We start from the raw sequence: 23591 nt of genomic DNA, 5'->3' as shown, positions 1-23591 counted from the left end.
AGGACTCGAATCGCTTCTTCATTGCAGGGGTGGACTAGATGAGCAAGTACACCAACCGCACACGCGGCCGTGCATGGTCCGCTATCCGCGAGCGTCAACTTCGGCGCTTCCCGTTGTGCGCGCATTGCGAAGCGCAAGGCTTACTCACGGAAGCCACCGAAGTTGATCACCGCGTGCCGCTCGCTCACGGTGGCACCGATTACGAAGACAACTTGCAAAGCTTATGCACTACGTGCCACGCGAAGAAGACACTCGAAGAGCAAGGCAAGCGAAGACTTTGGTGCGACGCGAGCGGCTTGCCGATGGACGATACGCACCCGCGGTTCAAATAATCGGGGGAAGAGACAGGGGCGGGTATACCCTAAGAAGCAAGACGGCTTTTGGGAACCCCGTGAGCCCCTCCGCTTCTCAAAAGCCCTAAAAGTGGGCCGCACTATTTGCATGAATTGGCCCCTCAAATTGGCGCATAATCGGCACGATTGAAGGTGCCACTACCTCGGCTCGAACCGGGCCGCAATCTGGCTCGAAGCCAGTGGTACCGAAGCCAAGGAGTTCGACTATGCCCGCTCGCCATCGTGGACGCCAATCGGCGTCCGAACTCGAAGCCCCACCACTGCAACTGGTGGCACGGGCACCGCTTGCGGCACCGCCCGGGCTGTCACCGGCCGCCCGGCGCACGTGGCGCGAAGTGGTTGGCTCGCTGCCCGCCGACTTCTTCACTGCGCGTGATATGCCGCTGTTGCGGGCCTTCGTGTGCGCGAGCGCTAACTTGGAAAGCGCGGCGGCGGAAATTGCCCGCGATGGTGCGGTGATCGACGGCCCGCGCGGGCGCCGGGTGACGCATCCGGCGGTGTTCGTGATGAGCACGAGCGCGGCGGTGCTGTGCGCAGTGGGGATGAAGCTTCGCCTCACGCCGTCTTCGCGGATGCGCTGCGACACCGCCGCGACGAAGGCCAACGCCGCGCCGACCTCGAAGAAGCCGTGGGCTTGAAACCAGCTTCGGGCCGGATGATGTTCGGTTAAGCGCGTTCCATCAGTCGGCACCGCACACTTCGTGACGGTCAACACGCAGCGTGCGGCGGTGGCGCGGCACCGCGAGTTACCGCGCACCCTTCATCCTCTTCACGGGAGATGGTCGATGGCTTCGCATCCCACAATCGCATGGCTCACACCGGGCACCCGGCGCTTGCTCGAAAGCTACGCGAAGAGCGAGAACATGCCGCTTGAAGAAGCCTGCGGCGAGCTTGTCACCGACCGCTTGCGCGAACTGAAGGTGACTGAGCCGCCCGCGATGCCCGAGCCGGTGCCCGCCGTCGCGGGACCGACCACCGATGAGAACTTCGTGCGCGCCTACGTGCCACGCCGATGACCGATTCGCCGTTCTGGCTTGAGAAGGATGTGCGCAAGCGCGGCAAGGGCGTGAAGCGTTTTCCGCGGGTATACCCGGTTCCTCTGAACACGCAAAACGGCCCATCATTTACCCGGTGTTCTGGCCGGAAGGCTTCAATGCGTCGCTCTCGCGCTGATGGCAAGCGCGCTCTCGATGCACCGGATCGCGGAGTGGTATGGGCGTTACGTACACTTGGATCATTCGATTTGGGGTGCGGGCGCACGGCACGCTTATAGCCCGGAACATAGCGCCCGCCGTTCGCCATTACTTCAACCCTCAATGGAGAGAAGCGATGGTGAATCCCTCGAAGGGGTATCAACTTGTGTTGGAAACGGGCTGTGGCCTGAGCCAAGAAGAAGCGGTGAAAATATGCGATGTAACCGTGTGGCACTTTCTTCAGACTCAGCCTGACGCGTGTGATTTTGATCATGCTCGCTTGATGCGTTCACGAGTGGATGGCAGGCTTCTGCTGCTGTTCATCGACGAAAATGGCTTGGGCTTCGCTGGCGTGTATGACGCGCCTGATGAGTCGATGCCAGACGGCGCAATCAACTGGCGGTATGTCGAAGGCGACACGCTGCGCCGGATCGTCAAAAGCGACAGCACGGAATGACGCAAAGGCGGGTGTGCTCTAACAGGGACACTCGCCTTTTTTTGAAGAGTAAGAATGAAATCTCTAAAGAAAAAGCTCGCGGTTCTCCTCTTCGCCCAGATACCCATTCATGGCTTCGCGCAGCAACAACTGCAGCCGCCGAACGATGTCGATCTTCGGGCGGCGTATTGCGTGCCGATCGTGAGAAACCAGGTCGATATCTACCAGAACGCAATGACAGAACCGCCTTCTAATTCCCAGGTTGATCAGGCGATAAAAAAGCTCGCCGCTGACGCGCAGCAAAACCTTGCCCGATTACAGCGCTATCTCGTGCCTCGCATGCCCTATCTTGATTCAACAGCATTGCTTGCCGCTATGGCTCAAGGGAAGGACGATTCGCAGCGAGCTTTGACGGAAGCAACCCAATGCATGGCGACATGTCAGAACAAGCCCAATCCTATGCAATGCATGAACGCATGCACCACGGACACGATGCAGAGGGTGAGGCGATGTTCGCAGCTTGATTGGCTGCCGTTCTAAGCAGAGAAATGTGATTCAAAATAATGAGCCTATTCCAGCGCCGGTCAATTCCGGCAACAACATGCCTGCCACGTGAACCTACATTGGGGTCGACATGAAACTTCTTAGTGCTATCTACGGCAGTCCCGTAGAGCTGCTCGACAAGGCGAGGCGCGACGGCGAGGCCTTAACTCAAGCGCTGAGCATTTGCGATCAATCGGCGGTTCGCGACTCGCTGTTCAATTTTGCAATCAGTGCCTACCATCTTCTGGACTGGGTCAAGGCATTTCGCCCTGAGTTGAAGGGAACAGTTACCGCCCTACTCAATGGTTCGGATTCGCTCGGGGCATGTCGCGATCTCTGCAACGCCAGTAAGCACTTGATCCTTACCTTGGAGCGCGGTCCGTATCGGGAGCATCCTCCCATAGTTGCCAACGTCAATATTTCACCTACCGCGCAAACCAGCCGGCTCCATATAGCGGAGGTATCGGAACAGGCGGGCGAACAAGGAATTGCACCTACATCACAACCACCTTGGCGGCTGAAGATCCAAATGAAAGATGGCTCCAAAATCGCAGCAGAAGATCTTGTTTCGGAGGTCATTGGTGTTTGGGAGAGATTCTTTGCTGACAACCACATTCAATAGATCGATGCTCAACCTTTCCTTCTAGGGGATGTTGAATGTCTGCTATTTCAACTGAACAACTTCCGCTCTGGGTCGGCTGCGAGCCATGCCACGAACAGTCGTGCACAAAACCTCGCGCAGAAGCCGCTGGAAGGGTGCGGTGGCCCTACCATCTGCACCCACCTTCACGAGCGGTTTCTAGTTCGCCGAGTGGACCCTTGTCGGGCCATTCCCGCTTCGCCCGCTACCCCGACCCGGCGCGGATTGGCTCAACCAGGCACCTGCTGAAAGATTCTTGCGGAAAGTTGGAATGGAATAATTTCGCGACGCGCGCGTGGCGGACGCAACGTACGCGAATCGAATTCTCCAAGGTGACAAGATGAGAGCAGCGTTCGCAGTATGCGCGGTTTCGCTTTCCTTTCTTTCGGGGCCTAGTTATTCATTTGATGTTGATGGAATTCGTTCAGGGATGTCCTTGAGCGAGTTGCGTGCAATCGCGGAGAGACGTGGCCTAATCATGTCAGGCGATGAATCGGACCATACCTATCGTTTCTTGAATCGAATCGGACCGTCCGTAGACGGAACCTTTGTCGTATGCCCGTCGCGGGGCGTAACGTCTTACTTGCGGATAATTGACTTCGATGCAGATTACACCGCTACTCTCGCACGATTTCTACGGCAGTACGGACAGCCCGTGATAAAGGTCTACCACTATCCTTGGCCGGTCGGCGGGAATATGAACGGCGTTATGATGACGTGGGTTCACAATGGCGAAGAAACCGCTATCGACATGAATACGGATGCGAGGAATGGGCAAGGGAAGCTGCTTTATTCGCGTGGCGCTAGCGTCCGGGACACAGTCCTGCCGCGAGGATGCTCAAAATGACTGCGCGCGCACTCTCGCGTACATTTTCGGAATTTTCGGGCAGCGGGTTTTTCGCATATTCCCAACAAGTTCATCAGGGGGGTAGAAATGGGGGTGAAAGAGGGTATTTTTCCGTGAAAACCCCGCCTGATAAGGTTTTACGGTCGATTCCTCGCTTTGCAGCAGCAAAGAAAGTGACTGCCGCCCCGCACAGGGGCAGAGCTAATAGACCAATAAAAATACAAGTTCCATAGAAGCACGTCAAAATCAAACGGTGCGACCGCGGCTCGCCCCAGCCCTACCGCCCCGCGCTCTGCAAGAACGAACTCGGCGTCATCCCGCAAAACCGCTTGAAGTGCCTTGCGAAATGACTCTGGTCGAAGAACCCGACCTCGGCCGCGACCACCGACCCCGGCACGCCTGCGAGCAAGAGCGTCTGCGCGCGCCGGATCCGCACGCCGCACAGATACCGATACGGCGACAACCCAATCTGCTGCCGGAACACGGTCGCAAACCGCGATACCGAAAGCGCCGAAAGCTCTGCAAGCTGCGCAAGCCGCACCGGCTCGTCGAAATGCGCTTCGATGAACGCGAGGACATCGTCGAGCGGTGCCGCTGTCTTGGTGGGAATCATGTCGAAAGCACCGGAGTAGACGGCGCGACGGCAAAACGCCGGATGGAAAACGAATCGAGCGGGATCGGCGTCGCACCGGTATCGACGAGTTCGGCCAGCGTCTCGCCCACGCCCGGCCCGATCTGAAAGCCCGAACCGCTGAAGCCGAACGCATAGAACAGGCCGTCGACCTTCGAACTGGGACCGATCACTGGCTCCGAGTCCGGCAGATAGCTCTCAACACCGCTCCACACGCGGATCACGTTGAGCGGCGCCATCGCGGGCACGAGGCGGCGCAACTGCGCAAGCTGGCCCACCGTGTTGTGCGGCAGCACCGACGCGCGGCGCGTGGCGGCATCGGCGGGACCGGGCGGCCCGCCGCCCAGGATGATGTTGCCGCGCGGAATCTGCCGGAAATAGATGCTCTCCGCCTTCACCGACGTGTACACGCCCATCGACGACCTGAACACGTACGGCACCGGCTCGGTAACCGCCATCTGCGGCCCGCGCGCGACGAGTGGCACCGGCTCGCCGAACTGCCGCGTAAGCGCGCTCGCCCACGCGCCCGCGCAGATCACGAGCTGCGCCGCGCGATAGACGTCGCCCGCCGAACTCTCGACGCGAAAGCCGCCACCCTCCTTCTCCACGCGCACGATCTCCGTATTCTCGACGATGCGCGCACCGAGCCGCGCGGCCGCGCGCGCGAACGCTGGCGCGGCAAGGCGCGGGTTCGCGTGGCCGTCGAGCGGCGAGATCGATGCGGCCAGCACCTCGCGTCCGAGAAACGGAAAACGCTCGAACATCGCGGCGCCATGCAGCACTTCGAGGTCGAGGCCATAGGCGCGGGCGTCGGCGGCGTAGCGATCGAAGTATTCGGCGTCGTGGGCGTGATAGCAGACGCGCGTATGGCTCGACGCGAGGAACTCGACGTTTTCTTTCAACAGTTCCTTCGAGCGCCGCCACGTATCGAGCGCGCGATTTGCCATCGCGAGTTGCGGCAGCGCGCGTCCCTGCCGGCGAATGCCGCCGAAGTTGACGCCGCTCGCCTGCTGACCCGTCAGGCCGCGCTCGAGCAGGATCACGGAACGCTTGCGGCGCCTCAGGAAGAACGCCGTCGACGCTCCCATGATGCCGCCGCCGATCACGATCACATCGGCCTGCTCGCTCATTGCGTGCTCTCCTCCGTTGCCTGCTCCTCGATGGCCACCGGCATCGGCTTGACGGGCGCCTGTCCGCGCAAGCGACCGACCGACGACAATGGCACACGCGCCTCCGCCGCGATCACTTCGGCGCCGGCGTGGGCGCAGAAACGCCCTTGGCAGCGTCCCATGCCGACGCGCGAGAACGCCTTCGCGCGATTTGCTTCGGCAGCGCCCGTCTCGCGCACGACGCGCCTCAGTTCTCCGGCCGTGATCGCTTCGCAGCGGCACACCATGGTGTCGTCCGGCAGGCTCGCCGCGAAGCGCGCAGGCCACGGAAACGCTGCGCGCAAGCCGGCGGCGAAGCGCGTGAAGCGCGCGAGGTCGGCGCGCAAGGTTGCGGGGCTTGCGGCCCGGATGCCGAGGTCGGCAAGCGCGGACAGCGCCGCCAGACGGCCGGAGCGTTCGGCCGCATCGGCGCCGCGCACGCGTGCGCCGTCGCCTGCGAGATACACGCCCTTCACGCTGCTCCGGCCGTCTTCGTCGATCTGCGGCAGCCACTGCTGCGCGGCGTCGTCGAAAGTGAACTCGCAGCCAGCGAGATCCGCGAGCTGCGTTTCGGGACGCAGGTGATAACCGAGCGCGACGGCGTCGCACGCAATGTCGAGCTTCGAGCCGTTGGCGAGCGCAACCTGCACGCCCGCGACACCATGTTCCGTCGTCCCGTCGATGCGCACCGGCGTCACACCGCGGTGGACCGGCACGCGCGAGCGCTTCAATACGCCGATCAGCGCGATGCCCTTCTTCAAGGCGGCAGGAATTGCGAGCAACTGCGGCAACGCGCGCAGACGTTGCATCGCGGTAGAAGTATCGAGGACCGCCGCGACCGTCGCGCCCGCCTTCACGTACTGTGCGGCGACGAGGTACAGCAACGGACCGCTGCCCATCATCACGACACGCTTCCCGATCGCGCAGCCCTGCGACTTCAGCGCGACCTGCGCGCCGCCGAGGCTATAGGTGCCGGCGAGGTGCCAGCCGGGCACGGGCATCAGGCGGTCGGTCGCGCCGCTGCAGACGATCAGCGCATCGAAGGCGAGTTCGCTGTACTGCGTGCCGCTGACGAGATGCAAGTGCTTCGCGCCAATGTTCCAGACGAGCGTATCCGCCCGATAGTCGATGCGGCCTTTGAGCGCGTCGAAGTCGCGATGCAACGCCGCAGCGCGCCCGGCTTCCGTGCCGTAGAGCGTTTCGTACGAACGCGAGAAGCCGTCCGGCTGCCGTCGATAGATCTGCCCGCCGTCACGCCGCCCTTCGTCGATGACGACCGGCGTCAGCCCCGCCTCCACGAGCGCCTGGGCCGCGCGCACGCCCGCGGGCCCCGCCCCGATCACGACTACCCGCGCGGCCATACACCCTCCCCGGCAGCAGAAAGCCGCGTCACGATCGACATGCCGGGCGCGGCCGGCGTCGTGCAGGCACGCATGCGGCTGCCGTCGGCCGTCCACACCCAGCAGTCCTGGCACGCGCCCATCAGGCAAAAGCCGGCCCGGCGGCCATCGCCGAATTCGGAATCACGCAAGGCGTCCTGCGCGGTGAGGAGCGCGACCATCAGCGTGTCGCCCTCGGCGGCCTGCGCCATCACGCCATCGATCTGGATCGCAAAGGTCTTGCGGCCCTGTTCCGCTACCCGCACGAAGCGTCCGCTCATGCGGCCACCGGATCGGCTGTCTGCATGCGGTTCAGTTCCGCGCCGGAGTGATGGCACAGGATCTCTGCGCCCGAAGGCAGCTTCTTCATCGATGGCGGCGTGACGTTGCACTTGCCGTCGATGCGCACCGGACAGCGCGCGCGGAAACTGCACAGTTCGCCGAGACCGCTGCTTGCGCCCATCGGCGGGAGCACGGCGCCCGCGATCTCGCGGCGCGCGTCGAGCCAGCCCGGCTGCAGCGCGGGCACCGAATCGACGAGCAGCCCCGTGTACGGGTGATACGGCGGCGCGGCGAGCACGTCGCGCTGGCCCGCTTCCACACGCTGGCCGGCATAGAGCACGATGACTTCGTCGCAGATCGCGCGCACCGTCGAGATGTCGTGGCTGATGAACATGTACGACACGCCCAGCTCGCGGCGCAATTCGGCGAGCAGTTCGAGGATCGCCGCGCCGACGACCGTATCGAGCGCCGACGTCACCTCGTCGCAAAGGATGAGCGCCGGATCGGCGGCGAGCGCGCGTGCGAGATTCACGCGCTGCTTCTGTCCGCCCGACAGGCCGCCCGGCTGACGCTTCGCAATCGATGCGGGCAGCTTGACCAGATCGAGCAGTTCGAGCATGCGCTTTTGCGCGGCGTTGCCCCGCAGGCCGTGATAGAAGTTCATCGGCCGCGCGAGGATGTCGGCGATCGTGCGGCTCGGGTTCAGCGCGGTATCGGCGTTCTGGAACACGATCTGGATGCGCCGGTACTGATCGAGCGTGCGTTTCGACAACTGCGCGGGCAGCGGCTTGCCATCGAGCAGCACGTCGCCGCGCGCGCGATCGACGAGACCCGCGACCACGCGCGCAAGTGTCGTCTTGCCCGAGCCCGATTCGCCGATCACGCCGAGCGTGCTGCCGCGCGCGATCTTCAGGCTGACGTCGTCAAGCACGCGCACGGCGGGCACGCCCTTGCTGTCGATGCGCCCGTAGCCCGCACTCAGCCCGCGGATTTCGAGGAGCGGCGGCACCGTGTCCTTCGACACCGCCACGGCTTCGGGCTCGGGACGGCGCGTGGCCGCCAGCAGCTGACGCGTGTAGGCATCGGCGGGGGCATCGAGCACTTGCGCCGTCGTGCCATTCTCGCGCACCGTGCCGCCGTTCAGCACGACGATGCGGTCCGCCATCTGCGCGACCACCGCGAGATCGTGCGACACATACACCGCTGTCGTGCCGAGTTCGCGGATCACCTTCTTGAACGCCGCGAGCACTTCGATCTGCGTGGTGACATCGAGCGCGGTCGTCGGTTCGTCGAACACGACGACGGCCGGATCGGTGATCAGGGCCATCGCCGCCATCAGGCGCTGCAATTGCCCGCCCGACACCTGATGCGGATAGCGCGCGCCGATCGTCTCCGGCGCCGGCAGCGCGAGCGAGCGAAACAGGCCGATGGCCTTCTCGCGCGCGGCGGCGGGCGTCGTCAGTTTGTGCAGGAGCGCGGGCTCGGTCACCTGATCCATGATCGTGCGCGCCGGGTTGAAGCCGGCAGAGGCGCTCTGCGCCACATACGCGACGGTGCGCGCACGCAGCGCGCGCCGGCCGCGCTCGTCGAGCGAGAGCACGTCGAGTTCGCCGACGCGCACCGAGCCGCCCGAAATCGAGCAACCCGAGCGTGCATGGCCGAGCAGCGACAGCGCGATGGTCGTCTTGCCCGAACCCGATTCGCCGATCAGCGCGAGCACTTCGCCTTTCTTCACCGTGAAATCGACGCCCTTCACGATCTCGACGACCGCGTCCGGCGCCACGCCGCCAGTCACGCGCAGGCCCTTCACTTCGATCATGTTCATCATGCGGCTCCCCCGCGCCCGCTCTTGCGGCGCAGATTGTCGATCAAGAGATTCACGCCGATGGTCAGCGTTGCAATCGCCACGGCCGGCATCAGCACGGCGGGCGCGCCTTCCGCGAGGCCGCCGATGTTCTCGCGCACGAGCGAGCCCCAGTCGGCGTTCGGCGGCTGCACGCCGAGCCCCAGGAAGCTGAGGCCGCTCAACAGCAGCACGATGAACACGAAGCGCAGGCCAAAGTCCGCGAGCATCGGGTGGATCATGTTCGGCAGCACTTCGACGCCCGCGATGTAGAACAGCCCTTCGCCGCGCGCCCGCGCCACCTGCACGTATTCGAGCGTCATCAGGTTGACCGCGAGCGAGCGCGAGATACGGAACGCGCCGGGAATGTAGGCGAGCGCGGCCACCATCGTGAGCATCGGAATCGACGAGCCGAACGCGGCGATCACGACGAGCGCGAGCACCTTGCTCGGAATCGAGATCAGCGCGTCGAAGAGGCGGCTCAGGATCTCGTCGACCCAGCGGCCCGACACGGCCGCAACCAGCCCGAAGAAGATGCCGATGCAACTCGCGAGGACGGCCGCCGCGAGCGCCAGCCCGACCGTATAGCGCGTGCCGTAGAGAATGCGGCTCAGCATGTCGCGGCCCAGGTAATCGGTGCCGAGCGGATAGGCGGCGCTGTAGGTGCCGAAGATTTCCGTCGAGGTCAGCACGCCGCCCTTGTACGGCGCGACGAGCGGCCCGATGAACGCGACGACGAGCCAGAACACGACGATCACGAGGCCGATCAGGCCGAGCACGGAGAAGCGGTGCGTCAGGCGGCGCAGCACGCCGGGCCGCACGGCGATCACTTCGGGCAGCGGTTCCTGCAGCGCGGGCGCGGCCACGTCGGCTTCGTTTTCCGAGACCGCGTATAGAACGGTGGTGGCGTGGGGAGTGGTGGCGGGTCGGATCATCGTTGACGCAGCCTCGGGTTGGATACGATTTGGCACAGGTCGGCAATCAGCACGAGCGTCAGGTACGCGACGCAGAACACCATCACGCAGCCCTGCACGAGCGGCATGTCGCGGTTGGTGACGGCATCGACCATCAGGCTCGCGAGCCCCGGATAGTTGAAGATCGACTCGACGATCACCACGCCGCCGAACAGATACGACAGCGAGAGCGCAACCGCGTTGGCAATCGGACCGATGGTGTTCGGCAGCACGTGGCGCAGCACGATGCGCATCGGCGAGGCGCCCTTGAGCAGCGCCATCTCCACATACGACGCGTTCAGCTGGTCGAGCACGGCGGCGCGCGTCATGCGCGCCATCTGCGCGACGATCACGCAGCACAGCGTCATCACGGGCATCGCGTAGATGCGCAGGAGCGCCCCGAACGACGACACCTCCGACAGATACGACAGCGCCGGCAGCCAGCGCAGCTTCACCGCGAAGATCAGCACCGCGACGGTCGCGATCAGGAACTCGGGCACGGCAACCGTCGAGAGCGTGAGCACGTTGAGCGCGCGGTCGAGGAGCGAGCCGCGGAACATCGCCGACGAGATGCCGATCACGAGCGCGATCGGCACGGAGACGAGCGCGGTCAGTCCGGCGAGCACGAGCGAATTCGGCAGGCGCGTGGCAATCAGTTCGCTGACCGGCAGGTTGTTCGACAGCGAGGTGCCGAAGTTGCCGCTCACGATATGAAAGAGCCACTGGAAGTAGCGCGAGAGCGCGGGCTGGTCGAGCCCGAACTGATGCCGCAGCGCAGCCACGGCTTCCGGCGTGGCCGCCTGGCCGAGCGCCTGCTGCGCGGCGTCGCCGGGAAGCAGGCCGGTGATCGCGAACACCACCGCCGACACCAGCAGCAGCGTGAGCAGCGCGAGTCCGAGGCGCGCGGCGATGAGTCGTTGCGCGTGTGCTTTCATCGGTATCGCCTCCTGGGTTGGGGGCGCACGCCGCATCGACGCGGCGTGCTTCGTACTTCGTGCGAGGGAAAGCCTCAGGCTTCGAGCCAGACGTTCTCCGCGAACGCGAAGCCCATCAGGCCCGCGAGCGGAACCGAACCGAGGCCCTTCAGCTTGGTCGTATGCGCATCGATCGAGCTCTGGAACAGCGGAATGCCGACGCCGCCCGTCTGGTTCACGAGCACCTGCATGTCGCCGTAGATCTTCTTGCGCTTCGCGTCGTCCGGCTCGCCGCGCGCGGCGACCAGCATCTGGTCGAACTGCGGGCTCTTCCAGTTCGCCTCGTTCCAGGGCGCGTCGGACTTGAAGAACTGCGTGAAGATCACGTCCGCGCTCGGGCGTCCATTCACCGACCCGAAGCCGAGCGGATGCTTCATCCAGTGATTCGACCAGTAGCCGTCGGCTGGAACGCGCGTCACCTGCAGGTTGAGGCCCGCCTGCGGCGCGACCTGTTGCAGCAACATCGCCATTTCGATGGAGCCGTCCGCCGCCGGCGACGCCACGATCTGCACCGGCGCGCTGCCGAGCTTGGCCTTCTGGAAGTGGAACTTGGCCTTGTCGGGATCGAAGCCGCGTTGCGGCAGGCCCGCCATGTAGTACTTGTTGGTCGGATCGATCGGCTGGTCGTTGCCGATCGCGCCATAGCCGCGGAACACCGCGCGGCGGATCTGCTCGCGGTCCATCAGGTACATCATGCCGCGGCGGAAATCCTCGGTGCCGGTGATGCCGCCCTCGTCGCGCACGATGAGGTCGGTGTAGGTGCCCGTCTTCGTCTCCAGGATCGTGTAGCCGCTCGTGCCCTTGATGCGCTCGGTCGAGCGCGGGCTCACCGCGTTGATCAATTGCACGTCGCCGGAGAGGAGCGCGTTCACGCGCGCGGGTTCGTCGCCGATGCCGATCAGTTCGATCTCGTCCAGATGCGGCATGCCCGGCTTCCAGTACTTCTCGTTTCTCACACCGACCGTGCGCACGCCCGGCGAGAATTCCTTGACCTTGAACGGGCCCGTGCCGATGGCCGTCTTGAAGTCCTTGGTGCCGTCCTTGATGATGAGGAAGTGCGACGTCGCGAGGATCACCGGCAGGTCGGCGTTCGCGCCTTCGAGCGTGATCGTCACTTCGTTCGGGCCGGTGGCCTTCACTTCCTTCACCTGGTCCGCGAGCGTCTTCGCCTTCGATGCCGTCGCCGGGTCCTTGTGGCGCATGATCGAATAGACGACGTCGGCGGGCGTGAGCGACTTGCCGTCGTGGAATTGCACGCCGCTTCGGAGCTTCACGACCCACACGGTCGCATCCTTCGTTTCGAGCGACTCGGCAAGCGCCATCCGCGCGCCGAGATGCGAATCGAGTTCGGTCAGGCCGTTGTAGAACATGTTGGCGCGCACGTAGTCGGTGCCGAGCGCGCCCTTTGCCGGATCGAGCGTATCGGCCGCGGACGCGGACTGCGTTGCGACGCGGATCCGGCCGCCCTGCTTCGGCTTCGCATCCTGGGCGAGCGCGGCGCCGCTCGCGGCGAGGAGGCCCGCACCGGTCATCGACATCAGGCCGCCCGCGGCCAGCGCGCGCAGGACGTCGCGGCGCGAGGCCCCGCGGCGAGTCAGCTCTTCGAGACGGATGCCAGCGTTGGCAACAGCGTCCAGCGATTTGTCCTTGGTCATGGAAACATCTCCGCGTGAGGGTGGCGTGGGGTGCGCAGTTCTGAATCTGCGATCGGGTCTTTAGGTCAGTCGGTCAATCAATAGAAAACATCTTTGATGCGGTAGTACGTGCCGACGAGCGGCAGGAACCAGGGCTTGCCGGTATGTCCGGGAATCGCGGGCCAGTCGAACTCGCGCCAAGGATTCGCCTCGCCGTTGCCGCCGATCACCTCGGCCATCATCTGGCCCATGTGCGTGGCCATTTGTGTGCCGTGGCCGCTGTAACCCATCGAAAAGTAGAGGCCGTCATGCTGGCCCGCGCGCGGCAGGCGGTCCGCCGTGATGTCGACGAGGCCGCCCCAGCAGTAGTCGATGCGGGCGCTCGCGAGACTCGGGAACATCTGTGCGAGATTCGCCTGCAGGATGCGGCCGCTCTTCTCGTCGGAGGGGCGCTCGGACGCGGTAAAGCGCGCGCGTCCGCCGAAGAGCAGCCGCGTATCCGGCGTCACGCGAAAATAGTTGTGCATCAAACGGCTCGTCGTGTACGAACGGCGCTTCGGCAAGAGACGCGCGAGTTCGGCCGGCGGCAGCGGCTCGGTCACGACGATGAACGAACCGACCGGCGCGAGCCTCCTGCGATACCAGCCGAACGGGCCATGCCGCGACGGCCCGGTCGCGATCAGCACCTGCTGCGCGCGCAGTTCGCCGCGCGCGGAAGCGATGCGATAAGCGCCGCCGTCCTTCTCGATCGACGTGACTTCGGCATGTTCGAAAAGCCGCGCGCCGTAGCGTGCGGCCGCGTTGGCGAGGCCGACGCCGAACTTGCCCATGTGCATCTGCCCGCCGTGCTTCTGCAACAGGCCGCCGTGGAAACGGTCCGAGCCGACTTCGCTCGCTATCCGGTCGCGTCCTATCAGTTCGATGTCGGGATCGACTTCGCGCCGGATCAGCTCGGCGGTCTTCTCCAGATGTTCGAAGTGATGCGGCTTCGAAGCGAGCTTGAGCTTGCCCGAGGCCAGGTAGTCGCAATCGATCGCTTCTTCGCGGATCAACCGCTCGACCGTTTCGACCGCCGACGCATACGCGCGATAACAGCCGCGCGCCCGCTCGGCGCCGAGTTGCGCGTAAAGCGCCGCATAGTCCTGCGCGACGCCCGTGTTGCACTGCCCGCCATTGCGGCCCGACGCGCCGCCCGCAAGACGCCCCGCATCGAGCACGACGACCGACGCGCCGCGCTTGGCGAGTGCGAGCGCCGCCGAAAGGCCGGTGAAGCCGCCGCCGATCACGGCGACGTCGGCATGACCTTCGACCAGCCCCTCGCTCGCGAACGAACAAATGGGCGCGGTGTCGAGCCAATAGGAATCGAGCTTCATCGGGTATCCTCGGGCGGTGGGCGTCTTACAGGCCGAGCAGCGTCGCGAGGCCGCCGATGTCGTCGACTTCGTAATAGTCGTAGTACGGCGTTGACGGCTCGTGCCCGCGCTTGACGAACGCCTTGTGCTTCACGCCCATGTCGTGCGCGGTCATCAGGTCGTAGCGCAGGCTCGACGACACGTGCAGCACGTCTTCCGGGTTGCAGTCCAGCTGGTCGAACATGTACTCGAAGCCCTGCATGCGCGGCTTGTACGACTGCGCCTGTTGCGCGGTGAAGACCTTGTGGAAAGGCGCGCCGAGCTTGTCGACGTTGCTCTGGATCTGATTGTCCGACGCATTCGACAGAATCGCGAGCTTGTACTTCTTCGCGAGGCGCGACAGGCCTTCCGGCACGTCCGGATGCGGGCCCCAGGTCGGCACGGCCGTGTAGTACTTCTCGGCTTCGGCTTCGTTGAACTCCACGCCCATGCGCTCGCACGTGCGGCGCACCGCGTTCACAATGACGTCGCGATACGGCTTCCAGGCGCCGAGCACCTCGTCGCGGCGATAGCCCGAGAAGAACGCGACGAACTTCTCCATATCCGCGCCCTGCAGGCGGTCCGCGTACATCTCGCGCGTCATGTCGGCCATGCGGAACTTGGTGAGCGTGCCGTAGCAGTCGAACGTGATGTACTTCGGCTCGAAATCGATCATGATGATGGTCCTATCGTTGATGTGAACTCCCGCGGAGTTCAGTGGCGAAAACAGGGAAGCTCATTCCTGTTGAAGATTTAAACAGCGCAAAAACCGGGGGTGTCGCTGATTAGGGGCGCTCAAAAACACAATCGCTGCGTTTTGAGGGGGCTTCACAGCAGAGTCTGCGGTGGCCACGATCAGTGCATCGGGCGCTTAAGACTGCAGGTCGATCAGCACGCTCTTGAAGCGCAGATTCGCCTCATACGCCTGCCGACCGAGGTCCTTGCCAATGCCCGAGCGTTTGTAGCCGCCGGTCGGGATCATGAAGTCGCTGGTGCGTCCGTAGCGGTTCACCCACACGGTGCCCGCCTCGATGCCGCGCACGAGCCGCAGCGCCCGCCCGATGTCAGCCGTATGCACGCCCGCCGCGAGCCCGTAGTCGGGATGCTGCGCGAGGGCGAGCGCTTCTTCTTCGGTATCGAAGGTCTGAACCGTCAGGACCGGGCCGAACACTTCCTCGCGCACCGCTTCGGATTGCGCAGTCACATTCGAAAGGATCGTCGGGGAATAGAAGGCGCCGGGCGCTCTGCCGTCGGCGCGCGTGCCGCCGCACTGGAGATGCGCGCCGCTCGCGACTGTCCTTTCCACGATGGCCTCGATGCGCGCTGCCTGCGGCTCGGAGATGATCGGCGGCAGCGTCGTGCCGGGCGTCCAGGTCGTGCCCGGCGTGAGTTCGGCGAAGATACGGCGAATGCGCGCCGTGAGATCGTCCGCGACCGAGCGTTCGACGATCAACCGTGAGCCCGCGTTGCACACCTGCCCCGCATTGCCCGCGATCGCGCCCGCGATGCGGCGCGCGACATCGTCGAGACGCGGCGCATCGGCAAAGACGAGTTGCGGGCTCTTGCCGCCAAGTTCGAGCGTGACGGGCTTCGTGCCGGTCTGGGCGCACGCGGCCATGATCGCGGCACCCGTTTTTGTCGATCCGGTGAAAGTGACCTTGCCGATGCGCGGATGGCGCACGAGCGCGTCCCCGGTCGTGCGACCGTCGCCCTGCACGACGTTGAAGATGCCCTTCGGCACGCCCGCCTCGACCGCCAGTTCGGCCAGGCGCAGCACCGAGAACGGCGTCATCTCCGAGGGTTTCAGCACGACCGCATTGCCTGCTGCGAGCGCGGGCGCGATCTTCCACGACGCCATCACAAGCGGAAAATTCCACGGAGCGATGGCACCGATCACGCCATAAGGCTCCGCGATCGTCATGCCGAGGTGATCGTGACTGGTCGCGATCACCTCGCCGCCAAGCTTGTCGGCGAACTCCGCGTAGAACCGGATACCCTCGGCCGTGTACGGGACGTCCCAGGCGAATGCATCGCGGACCGGCCGCGTCGAGCCGAGCGCTTCGAGCGGCGCGAGCGTCCCGGCATCGGCGGCGACGAGGTCGGCTAAGCGCCGCAGGATGCGCGCGCGTTCGCGCGGCGCCATGCCTGGCCAGCCGCTCGTTCGATACGCCGTCCAGGCGTTCTCCACTGCCCGGTCGATCATGGCGGCGTCGGCGATCGGCACCGATGCGTAGACGACGCCATCCGAAGGCCGCGCGACATCGATGCGCGCCGCATCATCGTCCACATACTCGCCGCCGATGAAATGCCCGCCGCGCACGACGATGCTGGCCGGATCGAAACTGTCCATTGCGTGGGTCCTTGACTCGTGTCGTGTGATGCCTCAAATCGTAGGCCTGCGGGGCCGGCATATGTCGCTGACAAAAAGGGGGATTCAGCACAACGCGCTCGTTGTGGACCCGCCGACTTCATGTTTTGCATCGATTCGCATCGTGCACGGCGAACGCGGATGCGATAGAAAGATCGTCCTAGTCAACGCTGCACTGCAATGCGAGAGTGACGGCGTGAGTCTTTAGACAAAGGAGGCCGGCGTGTCCGACCTGAGAGAGAAGCAAGCGCAACCCGAAGCGCCCACGTACAGACCGTTCACCGCCGACGACATCGGCGCCGCGCATGCGCTCACGACCGAACTGAACTGGCCGCATCGCGCGGACGACTGGCGTTTCGTCGTCGACGCGGGCAAGGGTTTCGTCGCCGAGGATGCGAGCGGGGTAGTCGGCACGGCGCTCTGCTGGAAGTACGGGCGCGATACGGCGTCGCTCGGCATGGTGATCGTGTCGCCCGCGCGGCAGGGAGCCGGGATCGGACGGCGGCTGATGGAACTGCTGCTCGAAGAACTCGGCGAGCGCACGACCATCCTGCACGCGACGCCCGCCGGCAAGCCGCTCTACGAGAGGCTCGGCTTTCGCGAGATCGGCACGATCCATCAGCATCAGGGCGCCGCGTTCCAGCCGCCGCTGGTTTCGCTGCCGCCCGGCGAGCGGCTGCGCCCGATCGGCGCGAACGACGCGCCGCGCCTGATCGAACTGGCTTCGCGCGCGAGCGGGCTGGATCGCAGCGCATTGTTGCCCGCGCTGCTCGACGTGGCGGGCAGCATCGCGCTCGACCGTGACGGCGAACTTCTCGGCTTCGCGCTGTTCCGCCGCTTCGGACGCGGTTATGCGATCGGGCCGGTGGTCGCGCCCGACTCCGCCGATTCGAGCCGCGCGAAAGCGCTTATCAGCCACTGGCTGGCGCTCAACGCGGGCGTGTTCGTGCGTATCGACACACCCGGTGACAGCGGACTTTCGGAGTGGCTGGAAGGACTCGGGCTCGCGCGCGTCGACACGGTGGTGAAGATGGCGAAGAACGGCGTGCTTGCGGTCGATCGTGAAGTCAGACAATTCGGCATCATCAACCAGGCGGTCTGTTGAACCATGACGTTCCTCTATAAAGCCGATCCCGCGCGCGGCGAACAATGGGCGCGGCTCTTTGCACAGAAGGCGCCGGAACTGGGTTTTCGGCTGTGGCCGGACGTCGGCGATCCCGCATCGGTCCGTTATCTTGCCGCGTGGATGCCGCCCGACGATCCGACGCGCACGCTGCCGAATCTCCAGGTGATCTTTTCGGTGGGCGCGGGCATCGATCAGTTCGACCTGTCGGGCGTGCCGGCGCATGTGCCGGTGGTGCGGATGATCGAACCGGGCATTGTCGAGGGGATGGTCGAGTATGTGACGCAGGCGGTGCTCACGATTCACCGCGATCTCTTCGACTACGCCGGGTTTCAGCAGAAGCGCGAGTGGCGCGAAATGCCGGTGCGCGCAGCGGCTTCACGGCGTATCGGCGTGCTCGGGCTTGGCGTACTGGGGACGGCGGTTCTTGAACGGCTGCGTCTGTTTGGGTTTCCCTGCGCGGGATGGAGCCGCTCGGGGCGGGCGATCGATGGCGTCGAGTGTTTTGCGGGTATCGATTCACTCGATGCGTTTCTCGGGCGCACGGACGTGCTGATCTGTCTTCTGCCGCTGACGGACGCTACGCGCGGGATGTTGAATGCGCGGGTTTTTTCTTCCTTGCCGAAGGGCGCTTCTGTTGTCAACGTCGGGCGCGGGCCGCATCTGAATCAGGAGGATTTGCTTGCGGCGCTTGCGAGCGGGCATCTCGATAGCGCGATTCTCGATGTTACCGAGCCGGAGCCTTTGCCTGCTGACCATCCTTTGTGGACGCATCCGCGCGTGCGCATCACGCCCCATATCGCCAGCGCCACCCGGCCCGAGACTGCCGTCGATGTCGTGCTTGAGAATATTCGACGGCATCGGGCGGGGTTGAACATGATTGGACAGGTTGATCGCTCGCGCGGGTATTGAATAGACGTGGGTTCTTGCGTCCGCTCGCGGGATAACACCGTCGGATGGTTTTGCGCTTCTATTGAACTTGCTTTCTTTGTGGTCTATTTGCTCTGCCCCTGTCCGGGGCGGGACTTACTTTCTTTGCTTCTGCAAACAAAGTAAGCAAAGAAAGCAGCTTTTCATGCAGCAGTCTTAGGACGGCAACGCTTTTGAAGGACTGAGTGGACATACCGCCTAAGTGTCGTCCTCAAAGAACTTAAGGGGCTTGGCGCGCGGCACGCACTGTGTCATAGCACAGCCAACAAATTGGCACAGCAGTCATTCATCCGTTTTCGCTTCGCTGGACAAGAGGTACATCCAGCCGCGCAGTTGAGCTTCGCGGTCGAGATTGCGATCCACTGGTTCTCGTTGTGCCCGTCGTCCGAGCGAAGCGTGGACGGACCGGAACGCAGTGCTTACCACTCTGTTGGACTGCGAGGGGTGTCAGTGCGTGCGCGCGCCAAGCCCGGTGGTCCTTTGGGGGCGACACTTAGGCGCTGGGCCACTCGGTACTGCTGGTGTGGTCACGTCCTAATACCGTTGGCCTCCTAGCTGCTTTCTTTGCTTACTTTCTTTGCAGCAGCAAAGAAAGTAAGTCCCGCCCCGGACAGGGGCAGTGCTAATAGACCACTAACAAAGCAAGTTCCATAGAAGCGCAGAACCATCAGACGGTGTTCAACAACACCCCACCCCCGCCCCCCAGCACAAAATGCTGTAGAGCAAGAAAAAACGCATCGTCCAAACGGTTTGGCCATTTTTTTACCACCACGCGCGAGCGAAGCAACCCCGTACCATGGAATGGTAAAAAACCCACCCCGTCCGAGGACCGTCCATGTCGACCCAATCGCTTATCGAAGCCGACCGCAAGCACCTGATCCACCCGGTAGTCAGCTACCGCGCCCACGAAGCCCGCGGTGTCACCGTGCTCGAATCGGCCCACGGCGTGTTCCTGCGCGACATCGACGGCAACGAACTGCTCGACGCCTTTTCGGGCCTCTGGTGCGTCAATACGGGCTACGGCCACGAGAGCATCGTCAAGGCCGCCACCGAGCAGATGACGCGGCTCCCCTACGCCACCAGCTATTTCCACTTCGGCTCGGAACCGGCCATCGAACTGGCCGCGAAGCTCGTCGAAAAAGCACCCGCTTCGTTGCAGCACGTCTACTTCACGCTGGGCGGCTCCGATGCGGTCGATTCCGCGCTGCGCTTCATCACGCACTATTTCAACGCGACCGGCCGCCCGTCGAAGAAGCACATCATCGCGCTCGAACGCGGCTATCACGGCTCGTCGTCGATCGGTGCCGGGCTCACCGCGCTGCCCGCCTTCCACCGCCACTTCGACCTGCCGCTGCCCCATCAGCATCACATCGCGTCGCCCTATGCGTACCGCAACACCTTCGCCGATGACAACGCCCTGATCGCCGCCTCCGTCGCCGCGCTCGAAGCAAAGGTGGCCGCGCTCGGCGCGGAAAACGTCGCGGCCTTCTTCTGCGAGCCGATCCAGGGCTCGGGCGGCGTCATCGTGCCGCCGGCCGGCTGGCTGAAAGCGATGCGCGAAGCCTGCCGCAAGCTCGACATTCTCTTCGTCGCCGATGAAGTCATCACGGGCTTCGGGCGCACCGGCCCGCTCTTCGCCTGCGAAGGCGAAGGCGTCGAGCCGGACCTGATGACCGTCGCGAAGGGTCTTACCGCAGGCTACGCGCCGATGGGCGCCGTCCTCATGTCCGACGCGATCTACCAGGGCATCGCCGATGGCGGAGATCCGGCCGCCGCGATCGGTCACGGGCACACGTATTCGGCGCATCCGGTCAGCGCCGCAATCGGCCTCGAAGTGATGCGCCTCTATCACGAGGGCTGCCTGCTCGCCAACGGCCAGGCACGCGCGCCGCGCTTTGCTCTCGGGCTCGACGCGCTCACGGCGCATCCGCTCGTCGGCGATTCGCGGCATCGCGGCCTGCTCGGCGCGCTCGAACTCGTCGCGGACAAGGAGAACAAGGCGGGCTTCGATCCGTCGCTCAAGCTCTCCGAGCGCATCGCGACCGCCGCCTATCAGAACCGGCTCGTGTTCCGCGCCTTCAACGACAACATCCTCGGCTTCGCGCCCGCGCTCTGCTATACGGAAAGCGAATTCGACATGCTGTTCGAACGCCTCGAAAAGACGCTCGACGACGTGCTCGCGCAAGCCGACGTGCGCGCCGCGCTCAACGCCGCAGGCAAGGCGCCCGCACGCGCGGCTGCGTGAGAAAAATCGCGTGATAAGATCGGCGGACGTTTTTCAAAGATGCCCTACGATCCAACACAATGAGCAACGACAGCAAGCTTGACCGTATCGACCTGCGGATCCTTTCGCAATTGCAAAAGAAAGGCCGCATCACCAACGTCGAGCTTGCCGATGCCGTCGGTCTGTCGCCGAGCCCCTGCCTCATCCGCGTGAAGCGCCTGGAGAAGGCGGGCTATATCATCGGCTACGGCGCGCAGATCGCGCTCGAAAAGCTCGGCGACGTGCAGATCGTCTTCACCGAAGTGACGCTCGCCGATCATCGCCGCGAAGACTTCATCAAGTTCGTCAACGCGATCAAGGATATCGACGAGATCGTCGAGTGTCATCTCGCGAGCGGCGGCTACGATTACCTGCTCAAGTTCGTGACGCGCAGCGTGAGCCACTATCAGAGCATCATCGAAGGGCTGCTCGAACGCGATATCGGCATCGAAAAGTACTTCAGCTACGTGATCATCAAGTCGCCGTTCGTGAAGTCGCACTATCCGCTCGAAACGCTCTTCTCGCAGCATCATCCCTGAATCGCGCGATGTGCCCGCTTCAGCCGGGCCAGCGCGCGAACTCCTCGCTCAGGAAATCCACGCACACCCTCACCTTCGCCGACGTCGCGAGCCGCTCCGGATAGACGGCCCACACGTTCGCGCTCTGCGTCGCCTCCGGCAGCACCTGCACGAGCGTGCCGTTCGCAAGCAATGGCCGCACGTCCCACATCGAACGCAGCACGATGCCGCGCCCCTCCACCGCCCATTGCACGGCCACTTCGCCGTGATTGGTCGAGAGCGGCCCCGTCACGCGGATCGAAGTGGTTTCGGCGCGCACGGAAAGCCGCCACACGCCGAACGGATGATCGCGTTCCTTGATTGCAAGGCACGGATGCGCCGCGAGATCGGCAAGCGCACGCGGCGCGCCGTGCCGCTCCAGATAAGCGGGCGATGCGCACAGGACCCGGTAATTTGACGCAAGGCGCTTCGCGATCAGATGCGGCGCGATCTCGTCGCCGATGCGCACATCGAGATCGAAGCCCTCGCCCGCCACATCGACGATGCGGTCGAACAGTTCGAACCGCACGCTCAGTTGCGGATAGCGCTCGGTCAGGCGCGAGAGCGCCGGCGCGACCACATGCCGCCCGAAGCCGAAGCTGCTCGACACGGAAAGCGTGCCGCGCGGAAGCCGCCGGGTAGTCGAAACGTCCTCGACGAGCTGGTCGACGTCGTCCAGAATCTTCTCGGCCCACGCGTAGACGCGCTCACCCGCCTCGGTGATCGCGACGCGGCGTGTCGAGCGATGCAAGAGGCGCGTGCCGAGATCGGCTTCGAGCACGCTCACGCGCTTGCTGACATACGCCGCCGATACCGCGAGCGCGTCCGCCGCCGCGCTGAAGCTGGCCTTGCGGGCGACGAGGCAGAACACGCGCAGGTCGTCGAGGTTCGGCGTGGGGTTCGGCGCTTTCTTCACGATTCGTGCATAGTGGCTTAACCAAAAGCCGAATTTTATGACGATCCAGCAGGAATAAACTAATCGTTATCGACATTTCGATCAGGAGACCCGCATGACCAGCAAAACGTATCGCATCGCCGTAATTCCCGGAGACGGCATCGGCCGTGAAGTGATGCCCCAAGGGCTGCGCGCGCTCGACGCTGTCGGCAAGCGCTTCGGCATCGCGCTGGAATACCAGCACATCGAGTGGGCGAGCTGCGATTACTACGCGAAGCACGGCCAGATGATGCCCGACGACTGGAAGGCGCAACTCGAAGGCGCGGATGCGATCCTGTTCGGCGCGGTCGGCTGGCCCGACACGGTGCCCGATCACATCTCGCTCTGGGGCTCGCTGCTCAAGTTCCGCCGCGAATTCGACCAGTACATCAACCTGCGCCCGGCGCGTCTCTTCGACGGCGTGCCTTCGCCGCTCGCGGGCCGCAAGGCGGGCGACATCGACATGATGATCGTGCGCGAGAACACCGAAGGCGAGTATTCGTCGGTGGGCGGCACGATGTTCGAGGGCACGGATCGCGAGTTCGTGACGCAGCAGTCGATCTTCACGCGCAAGGGCTCCGAGCGCGTGCTGAAGTTCGCATTCGATCTGGCCGAGCGTCGCGAGAAGAAGATCACGGTCGCGACGAAGAGCAACGGCATCTCGATCAGCATGCCTTGGTGGGATGCGCGTGCCGCCGAAGTCGCCGCGCTGCATCCGGACGTGAAGTGGGACAAGCAGCACATCGACATTCTCTGTGCGCGCTTCGTGCTGAATCCGGACCGCTTCGACGTCGTGGTCGCGACCAACCTCTTCGGCGACATTCTTTCCGACCTCGGCCCCGCCTGCACCGGCACGATCGGCATCGCGCCTTCGGGCAACCTGAATCCCGAACGCACGTTCCCGTCGCTCTTCGAGCCGGTGCACGGCTCGGCGCCGGACATCTCGGGCAAGAACATCGCCAATCCAATCGCGATGATCTGGTCGGCGGGCATGATGCTCGATTTCCTCGGCAACGGCCGGGGCCCGGAGCGCGAAGCGCACGACGCGATCCTCGCCGCGATCGAAGCGGTGCTGAAGGAAGGTCCGCATACCGGCGACCTCGGCGGCCGCGCCAGCACGACCGACGTCGGCAAGGCCATTGCCGAACGGCTCGCGTGATTCAAGGAGC

At 64.2% G+C, this 23591-nt stretch carries 23 protein-coding genes; 11 read left to right on the top strand and 12 right to left on the bottom strand.

All coding sequences use genetic code 11. The annotated features are described in order from the left end of the window. Positions 1 to 38: 38 nt before the first annotated feature. From AWB81_RS48770 to AWB81_RS18595, 6 genes are all read left to right on the top strand, one after another. Entirely contained in the window at positions 39 to 332 is a 294-nt protein-coding gene (locus AWB81_RS48770; RefSeq protein ID WP_062638017.1) for an HNH endonuclease, read from the top strand. 227 nt (positions 333 to 559) lie between these two features. Further along, entirely contained in the window at positions 560 to 991 is a 432-nt protein-coding gene (locus AWB81_RS18615; RefSeq protein ID WP_062638015.1) for a phage terminase small subunit P27 family, read from the top strand. Between the two features lie 147 nt (positions 992 to 1138). Beyond that, complete coding sequence (locus AWB81_RS18610) at positions 1139 to 1369, top strand: hypothetical protein (protein ID WP_062638013.1); 231 nt, start codon at positions 1139 to 1141, stop codon at positions 1367 to 1369. 313 nt (positions 1370 to 1682) lie between these two features. Further along, complete coding sequence (locus AWB81_RS18605; RefSeq protein WP_062638012.1) at positions 1683 to 2003, top strand: hypothetical protein; 321 nt, start codon at positions 1683 to 1685, stop codon at positions 2001 to 2003. A 54-nt stretch (positions 2004 to 2057) separates the two neighbouring features. Further along, complete coding sequence (locus tag AWB81_RS18600) at positions 2058 to 2522, top strand: hypothetical protein (RefSeq protein ID WP_062638010.1); 465 nt, start codon at positions 2058 to 2060, stop codon at positions 2520 to 2522. 94 nt (positions 2523 to 2616) lie between these two features. Continuing rightward, positions 2617 to 3147 (top strand): hypothetical protein, encoded by a 531-nt coding sequence (locus AWB81_RS18595; protein ID WP_062638008.1) that lies wholly within the window; start codon positions 2617 to 2619, stop codon positions 3145 to 3147. Between the two features lie 1142 nt (positions 3148 to 4289). Here AWB81_RS18595 and AWB81_RS18585 read toward each other — a convergent pair. The 11 genes from AWB81_RS18585 to AWB81_RS18535 all read right to left on the bottom strand — a co-directional run bounded on the left by AWB81_RS18585 (position 4290) and on the right by AWB81_RS18535 (position 16597). Then, positions 4290 to 4625 carry a helix-turn-helix domain-containing protein gene (locus AWB81_RS18585; RefSeq protein WP_062638004.1) on the bottom strand — a complete coding sequence of 112 codons (336 nt, stop codon included), beginning with the start codon at positions 4623 to 4625 and terminating at the stop codon, positions 4290 to 4292. Further along, positions 4622 to 5773: an NAD(P)/FAD-dependent oxidoreductase gene (locus tag AWB81_RS18580; RefSeq protein WP_062638002.1), complete on the bottom strand. Its 1152-nt coding sequence runs from the start codon at positions 5771 to 5773 to the stop codon at positions 4622 to 4624. Before AWB81_RS18580 ends, AWB81_RS18585 begins: the two co-directional genes overlap by 4 nt. Then, positions 5770 to 7152, bottom strand: a complete 1383-nt coding sequence (locus AWB81_RS18575) for an FAD/NAD(P)-dependent oxidoreductase (protein ID WP_062638000.1) — start codon at positions 7150 to 7152, stop codon at positions 5770 to 5772. Before AWB81_RS18575 ends, AWB81_RS18580 begins: the two co-directional genes overlap by 4 nt. Further along, complete coding sequence (locus tag AWB81_RS18570; protein WP_062637998.1) at positions 7137 to 7451, bottom strand: (2Fe-2S)-binding protein; 315 nt, start codon at positions 7449 to 7451, stop codon at positions 7137 to 7139. The genes AWB81_RS18575 and AWB81_RS18570 overlap by 16 nt, the downstream gene beginning before the upstream one ends. Continuing rightward, positions 7448 to 9277 carry an ABC transporter ATP-binding protein gene (locus tag AWB81_RS18565; protein WP_062638072.1) on the bottom strand — a complete coding sequence of 610 codons (1830 nt, stop codon included), beginning with the start codon at positions 9275 to 9277 and terminating at the stop codon, positions 7448 to 7450. Before AWB81_RS18565 ends, AWB81_RS18570 begins: the two co-directional genes overlap by 4 nt. Continuing rightward, positions 9277 to 10230 (bottom strand): ABC transporter permease, encoded by a 954-nt coding sequence (locus AWB81_RS18560; protein ID WP_062637996.1) that lies wholly within the window; start codon positions 10228 to 10230, stop codon positions 9277 to 9279. Before AWB81_RS18560 ends, AWB81_RS18565 begins: the two co-directional genes overlap by 1 nt. After that, complete coding sequence (locus AWB81_RS18555; protein ID WP_062637994.1) at positions 10227 to 11183, bottom strand: ABC transporter permease; 957 nt, start codon at positions 11181 to 11183, stop codon at positions 10227 to 10229. The genes AWB81_RS18560 and AWB81_RS18555 overlap by 4 nt, the downstream gene beginning before the upstream one ends. Before the next feature lie 74 nt (positions 11184 to 11257). Next, entirely contained in the window at positions 11258 to 12877 is a 1620-nt protein-coding gene (locus AWB81_RS18550) for an ABC transporter substrate-binding protein (RefSeq protein WP_062637992.1), read from the bottom strand. 77 nt (positions 12878 to 12954) lie between these two features. Then, positions 12955 to 14229 carry an NAD(P)/FAD-dependent oxidoreductase gene (locus AWB81_RS18545; RefSeq protein WP_062637990.1) on the bottom strand — a complete coding sequence of 425 codons (1275 nt, stop codon included), beginning with the start codon at positions 14227 to 14229 and terminating at the stop codon, positions 12955 to 12957. A 25-nt stretch (positions 14230 to 14254) separates the two neighbouring features. Beyond that, the gene (locus AWB81_RS18540) at positions 14255 to 14923 is read right to left on the bottom strand and encodes a haloacid dehalogenase type II (RefSeq protein ID WP_062637988.1); all 669 of its coding nucleotides are present in this window, start codon (positions 14921 to 14923) and stop codon (positions 14255 to 14257) included. Positions 14924 to 15118: 195 nt separating this feature from the next. Next, complete coding sequence (locus tag AWB81_RS18535) at positions 15119 to 16597, bottom strand: aldehyde dehydrogenase family protein (RefSeq protein ID WP_062637986.1); 1479 nt, start codon at positions 16595 to 16597, stop codon at positions 15119 to 15121. Positions 16598 to 16838: 241 nt separating this feature from the next. Here AWB81_RS18535 and AWB81_RS18530 point away from each other — a divergent pair, with 241 nt between their 5' ends. The 4 genes from AWB81_RS18530 (at position 16839) to AWB81_RS18515 (ending at position 21470) form a co-directional block, all read left to right on the top strand. Beyond that, positions 16839 to 17720 carry a GNAT family N-acetyltransferase gene (locus AWB81_RS18530; protein ID WP_062637984.1) on the top strand — a complete coding sequence of 294 codons (882 nt, stop codon included), beginning with the start codon at positions 16839 to 16841 and terminating at the stop codon, positions 17718 to 17720. Positions 17721 to 17723: 3 nt separating this feature from the next. Next, positions 17724 to 18650, top strand: coding sequence for a 2-hydroxyacid dehydrogenase (locus AWB81_RS18525; protein WP_062637982.1), 927 nt, complete (start codon positions 17724 to 17726; stop codon positions 18648 to 18650). 853 nt (positions 18651 to 19503) lie between these two features. After that, complete coding sequence (locus AWB81_RS18520) at positions 19504 to 20913, top strand: aspartate aminotransferase family protein (RefSeq protein ID WP_062637980.1); 1410 nt, start codon at positions 19504 to 19506, stop codon at positions 20911 to 20913. Between the two features lie 59 nt (positions 20914 to 20972). Beyond that, a complete protein-coding gene (locus tag AWB81_RS18515; protein ID WP_062637978.1) occupies positions 20973 to 21470 on the top strand; it encodes an Lrp/AsnC family transcriptional regulator in 498 nt (165 codons plus the stop codon). Positions 21471 to 21489: 19 nt separating this feature from the next. Here the strand turns inward: AWB81_RS18515 and AWB81_RS18510 are convergent, their stop codons facing one another. Continuing rightward, positions 21490 to 22404 carry a LysR substrate-binding domain-containing protein gene (locus AWB81_RS18510; protein ID WP_062637976.1) on the bottom strand — a complete coding sequence of 305 codons (915 nt, stop codon included), beginning with the start codon at positions 22402 to 22404 and terminating at the stop codon, positions 21490 to 21492. 94 nt (positions 22405 to 22498) lie between these two features. Here AWB81_RS18510 and AWB81_RS18505 point away from each other — a divergent pair, with 94 nt between their 5' ends. Further along, a complete protein-coding gene (locus tag AWB81_RS18505; RefSeq protein WP_062637974.1) occupies positions 22499 to 23581 on the top strand; it encodes a tartrate dehydrogenase in 1083 nt (360 codons plus the stop codon). The last annotated feature ends 10 nt before the right edge of the window (positions 23582 to 23591 follow it).

The sequence above is a fragment of the Caballeronia arationis genome, from assembly GCF_001544975.2.
Taxonomy (GTDB): Bacteria; Pseudomonadota; Gammaproteobacteria; order Burkholderiales; family Burkholderiaceae; genus Caballeronia; species Caballeronia arationis.
This window is presented reverse-complemented; position numbering and strand designations above follow the sequence as displayed.

Excerpts from the sequence above, each read along its gene's own strand:
- AWB81_RS18555 (WP_062637994.1), bottom strand. The coding sequence starts at position 11,183 with ATGAAAGCACACGCGCAACGACTCATCGCCGCGCGCCTCGGACTCGCG.
- AWB81_RS18520 (WP_062637980.1), top strand. The coding sequence starts at position 19,504 with ATGTCGACCCAATCGCTTATCGAAGCCGACCGCAAGCACCTGATCCAC.
- AWB81_RS18545 (WP_062637990.1), bottom strand. The coding sequence starts at position 14,229 with ATGAAGCTCGATTCCTATTGGCTCGACACCGCGCCCATTTGTTCGTTC.
- AWB81_RS18515 (WP_062637978.1), top strand. The coding sequence starts at position 20,973 with ATGAGCAACGACAGCAAGCTTGACCGTATCGACCTGCGGATCCTTTCG.
- AWB81_RS18540 (WP_062637988.1), bottom strand. The coding sequence starts at position 14,923 with ATGATCGATTTCGAGCCGAAGTACATCACGTTCGACTGCTACGGCACG.
- AWB81_RS18535 (WP_062637986.1), bottom strand. The coding sequence starts at position 16,597 with ATGGACAGTTTCGATCCGGCCAGCATCGTCGTGCGCGGCGGGCATTTC.
- AWB81_RS18525 (WP_062637982.1), top strand. The coding sequence starts at position 17,724 with ATGACGTTCCTCTATAAAGCCGATCCCGCGCGCGGCGAACAATGGGCG.
- AWB81_RS18575 (WP_062638000.1), bottom strand. The coding sequence starts at position 7,152 with ATGGCCGCGCGGGTAGTCGTGATCGGGGCGGGGCCCGCGGGCGTGCGC.
- AWB81_RS18560 (WP_062637996.1), bottom strand. The coding sequence starts at position 10,230 with ATGATCCGACCCGCCACCACTCCCCACGCCACCACCGTTCTATACGCG.
- AWB81_RS18615 (WP_062638015.1), top strand. The coding sequence starts at position 560 with ATGCCCGCTCGCCATCGTGGACGCCAATCGGCGTCCGAACTCGAAGCC.
- AWB81_RS18570 (WP_062637998.1), bottom strand. The coding sequence starts at position 7,451 with ATGAGCGGACGCTTCGTGCGGGTAGCGGAACAGGGCCGCAAGACCTTT.
- AWB81_RS18505 (WP_062637974.1), top strand. The coding sequence starts at position 22,499 with ATGACCAGCAAAACGTATCGCATCGCCGTAATTCCCGGAGACGGCATC.
- AWB81_RS18600 (WP_062638010.1), top strand. The coding sequence starts at position 2,058 with ATGAAATCTCTAAAGAAAAAGCTCGCGGTTCTCCTCTTCGCCCAGATA.
- AWB81_RS18550 (WP_062637992.1), bottom strand. The coding sequence starts at position 12,877 with ATGACCAAGGACAAATCGCTGGACGCTGTTGCCAACGCTGGCATCCGT.
- AWB81_RS18580 (WP_062638002.1), bottom strand. The coding sequence starts at position 5,773 with ATGAGCGAGCAGGCCGATGTGATCGTGATCGGCGGCGGCATCATGGGA.
- AWB81_RS18565 (WP_062638072.1), bottom strand. The coding sequence starts at position 9,277 with ATGAACATGATCGAAGTGAAGGGCCTGCGCGTGACTGGCGGCGTGGCG.
- AWB81_RS18610 (WP_062638013.1), top strand. The coding sequence starts at position 1,139 with ATGGCTTCGCATCCCACAATCGCATGGCTCACACCGGGCACCCGGCGC.
- AWB81_RS18605 (WP_062638012.1), top strand. The coding sequence starts at position 1,683 with ATGGTGAATCCCTCGAAGGGGTATCAACTTGTGTTGGAAACGGGCTGT.
- AWB81_RS18595 (WP_062638008.1), top strand. The coding sequence starts at position 2,617 with ATGAAACTTCTTAGTGCTATCTACGGCAGTCCCGTAGAGCTGCTCGAC.
- AWB81_RS48770 (WP_062638017.1), top strand. The coding sequence starts at position 39 with ATGAGCAAGTACACCAACCGCACACGCGGCCGTGCATGGTCCGCTATC.
- AWB81_RS18585 (WP_062638004.1), bottom strand. The coding sequence starts at position 4,625 with ATGATTCCCACCAAGACAGCGGCACCGCTCGACGATGTCCTCGCGTTC.